The sequence below is a fragment of the Pseudomonas sp. S31 genome (genome assembly GCF_016648105.1).
In the GTDB taxonomy this organism is placed as follows: Bacteria; Pseudomonadota; Gammaproteobacteria; order Pseudomonadales; family Pseudomonadaceae; genus Aquipseudomonas.
This window is the reverse complement of the sequence record NZ_JACVVE010000079.1, coordinates 1-4,074: the sequence shown is the minus strand read 5'-3', so window position 1 is coordinate 4,074 and position 4,074 is coordinate 1. Positions and strand designations below refer to the sequence as shown.

2 protein-coding genes are annotated in these 4,074 nt (G+C 65.7%); both read left to right on the top strand.

The window, feature by feature from the left end; translation table 11 throughout:
- The first annotated feature begins 292 nt into the window (after positions 1-292).
- Positions 293-2,473, top strand: coding sequence for a PQQ-dependent dehydrogenase, methanol/ethanol family (locus IAE37_RS28485; RefSeq protein WP_201178783.1), 2,181 nt, complete (start codon positions 293-295; stop codon positions 2,471-2,473).
- A 7-nt stretch (positions 2,474-2,480) separates the two neighbouring features.
- Positions 2,481-3,914 (top strand): aldehyde dehydrogenase, encoded by a 1,434-nt coding sequence (gene aldA / locus IAE37_RS28480; protein WP_201178782.1) that lies wholly within the window; start codon positions 2,481-2,483, stop codon positions 3,912-3,914.
- Positions 3,915-4,074: the final 160 nt, after the last annotated feature.

Genomic DNA, 4,074 nt, shown 5'->3' with positions numbered 1-4,074 from the left:
ATGGTGGCGTTTGTGGAGCCCCATTCGCGGGTAAACCCGCTCCTACAGGGGGACGCGTGTAGGAGCGGGTTTACCCGCGAATAGGCCCGCGCAGGCCTGACACACCTGTGCCACCCCCGCATCACCTGTGCCGCCGCTGACCCAGCCAGGCCTGCATTTCGCATCGTGCCGTTACTACCTGATCCGCTCTATCTCGCCAATCACAGCCCATTGCGCCCCCCCTGGCACAGCCATTGCTCTCTGTCTCCACGACGCCCCCCAGCGTCGCCATAACAAGAACGGAGACCGCCCCATGAAACGATCAGGCCCGCACCGTCGGCCCCTGTCCACCGCCCTGAGCTGCCTGACCCTGGCCCTTGCCTGCATCACCCCGGCCTTCGCCGCCGAGGTCGATGGCAAGCGGATCATCGATGCCGACAAGGAACCGGGCAACTGGATGAGCCACGGCCGTACCTACGACGAGCAACGCTACAGCCCGCTCAAGACCATCAACCAGGCCAACGTCGACCAACTGGGCCTGGCCTGGAGCTACAAGCTCGACCTCGACCGTGGCGTCGAGGCCACGCCCATCGTGGTCGATGGTGTGATGTACACCACCGGCCCGTTCTCGGTGGTGTATGCGCTGGATGCGCGCAACGGCAAGCTGCTGTGGAAGTACGACCCGCAGTCCGACCGCCATCGCGCCGGTGAAGCTTGCTGCGATGCCGTCAATCGCGGGGTCGCGGTGTGGCAGGGCAAAGTCTATGTCGGTGTGCTCGACGGCCGCCTCGAGGCGATCGATGCCAAGACCGGCAAACGCGTCTGGTCGGTGGACACCCGCGACGACCACAAACGCAGCTACACCATCACGGGCGCGCCGCGGGTGGTCAACGGCAAGGTCGTCATCGGCAACGGCGGCGCCGAGTTCGGCGTGCGTGGCTATGTCACTGCCTACGACGCCGAGACCGGCAAGCAGGCCTGGCGCTTCTTCACCGTGCCGGGCGACCCCAAGCTGCCACCCGAGAACAAGGCCATGGAGATCGCCAGCAAGACCTGGCACGGCGATGGCTACGTCGAATGGGGCGGGGGTGGCACGGCCTGGGACTCGTTCGCCTACGACCCCGAACTCAACCTGCTGTACATCGGTGTCGGCAATGGTTCGATGTGGGACCCGAAATGGCGCAGCCAGGCCAAGGGCGACAACCTGTTCCTGTCGTCGATCGTGGCGGTCAATGCCGACACCGGCGAATACGCCTGGCACTATCAGACCACACCGGGCGATGCCTGGGACTTCACCGCCACCCAGCACATGATCCTCGCCGAGCTGCCGATCGACGGCAAGCAACGCAAGGTGCTGATGCAAGCGCCGAAGAACGGCTTCTTCTACGTGCTCGATCGCGCCACCGGTGAGCTGCTGTCGGCGAAGAATATCGTGCCGGTGAACTGGGCCAAGGGCATCGACATGAAGACCGGGCGGCCGATCCTCGATGACGAAGCGGCGGCCTATTGGAAGGATGGCAAGCGCAAGCTGGTGACACCGGCGTTCTGGGGTGCCCATGACTGGCACCCGATGTCCTACAACCCGCAGACCGGGCTGGTGTACATCCCCGCGCACATCATGTCGGCCTACTACGAGCACATCCCCGAGGCACCGAAGCGCAACCCGTTCAAGAGCGTTTATCAACTGGGCCTGCGCACCGGCATGATGCCCGAAGGCGCCGATGGACTGCTGGAAATGGCCAAGACCTGGTCGGGCAAGCTGATCGCCTGGGACCCGGTCAAGCAGGCCCCGGCTTGGGAAGTGCCGTACATCACCATCTTCAACGGCGGCACCCTGAGCACCGCCGGCAACTTGGTGTTCGAGGGTAGTGCTGATGGCCGGGTGATCGCCTACGCCGCCGACAGCGGCAAGAAGCTCTGGGAGTCCCCGGCTGCCAGCGGCGTGATGGCAGCGCCCATCACCTACTCGGTGGACGGTGAACAGTATGTGACCTTCATGGCTGGCTGGGGCGGGGCTTTCTCGACCTTCGCCGGGGCCTTGTCGTTGCGCGCGGGCGTGCAGCCATTCTCGCAGGTGCTGACCTACAAGATCGGTGGCACTGCCAAGCTGCGCGAACCTGCGCCACCTGCCAATGCGCCTGAGCCGCCGCCACTCACTGCCGACGAGAAAACCGTGGCCGCCGGCGCCGTCCTGTATGACGGCAACTGTTCCCAATGCCACGGCATCCATGCCGTCAGCGGCGGGGTACTGCCCGACCTGCGCAAACTCAGCGCTGACAAGCACCAGATGTTCCTCGGCATTCTCTATGGCGGTCGTGTGCCCGACGGCATGCCGTCGTTTGCCGACAACCTCAAGCCCGAGCAGGTGGAGCAGGTGCACCAGTACCTGATCAAGCGCGCCCATGACCTCAAGCGCGAAGGCAACGCCTGGCAGCAATTCAGTGCCAAGCCGGCCGCCCAACCGCCGCTGGCCGACAACCATCCACAGGAGTGAGAAGCGCATGACCGACACGACCTACCAGAACTTCATCGACAACGGCTTCGTCACCAGCGAAGCGCTGATCGAGGTCTACAATCCGGCCAATGGCAAGCTGCTAGGGCGGGTGCCGGAATCACCGGCCGAACAGGTGGAACGCGCCATTGCCGCGGCGCGCAAGGCGCAGCACGGTTGGGCCGGGAAACCCGCCATCGAGCGCGCCGGCTATCTGCGCCAGATCGCCAGCAAGGTGCGCGCCAACGCCGACCGCCTGGCCCGCATCATCACCCAGGAAGGCGGCAAGGTGCCGGCCCTGGCCCAGGTCGAGGTCGCCTTCACCGCCGACTACCTGGATTACATGGCCGAATGGGCGCGGCGCCTGGAAGGCGAGGTGCTGACCAGTGACCGTGCTGGCGAGCACATCTTCCTGATGCGCAAGCCGCTGGGCGTGGTGGCGGGCATCCTGCCGTGGAACTTCCCGTTCTTCCTGATCGCCCGCAAGATGGCTCCGGCGCTGGTCACCGGCAACACCATCGTGATCAAGCCGAGCGAGGAAACCCCGATCAACTGCTACGAGTTCGCCAGGTTGGTGGCCGAGACGGACCTGCCCGCCGGGGTCTTCAACGTGGTCGGTGGCAAGGGTGCCAGCGTCGGCCATGGCCTCTCCAGCCATGCCGGGGTCGACCTGGTGAGCTTTACCGGCAGTGTCGCCACCGGTGCGCGGATCATGGCCGCAGCGGCGCCGAACATCACCAAGCTCAACCTCGAACTGGGTGGCAAGGCGCCGGCCATCGTGCTCGCCGATGCCGACCTGGACCTGGCGGTGAAGGCCATCGTCGCCTCGCGGGTGATCAACACCGGGCAGGTCTGCAACTGCGCCGAGCGGGTGTACGTGGAGCGCAAGGTCGCCGATGCCTTCGTCGACAAGGTGGCCCAGGCCATGGCCGCGACCCGTTACGGCGACCCGTCGCAACAGGCCGACCTGGACATGGGCCCGCTGATCAATCAGGCCGGGCTGGACAAGGTGGCGCAGATGGTACGCACCGCGGTTGATCAGGGAGCCCAGGTCGCCACTGGCGGCCAGGTTGCCGACCTCGGTGCCGGGTTCCACTACCAGCCGACGGTGCTGGCCGGTTGTTCGACCGACATGGAGATCATGCGCAAGGAAATCTTCGGGCCGGTGCTGCCGATCCAGGTGGTGGATGACCTCGACGAGGCCATCGCCCTGGCCAACGACAGCGAGTACGGCCTGACCTCGTCGCTGTATACCCGCGACCTCAATGCGGCGCTGAAGGCCTGCCGCGAGATCGATTTCGGCGAGACCTACATCAACCGGGAGAACTTCGAGGCCATGCAGGGCTTCCACGCCGGGGCGCGCAAGTCCGGGGTCGGTGGGGCGGATGGCAAGCATGGGTTGTACGAGTACACCCGGACCCAGGTGGTGTATATCCAGGGGTAGAGGGTGGGGCTTACAGGTGTTCGCCTTGGTTATGGGGGCGCCTGTGAGACCGAGCGCCGCGCGCGCGACGCTTCGCGGGGTTCGGCTGGAGAGGTGCAGCGCCGCTGAAATCGAGCGCCGCCCGCGCGGCGCTTCGCGGGGCAAGCCCGCTCCCACATTT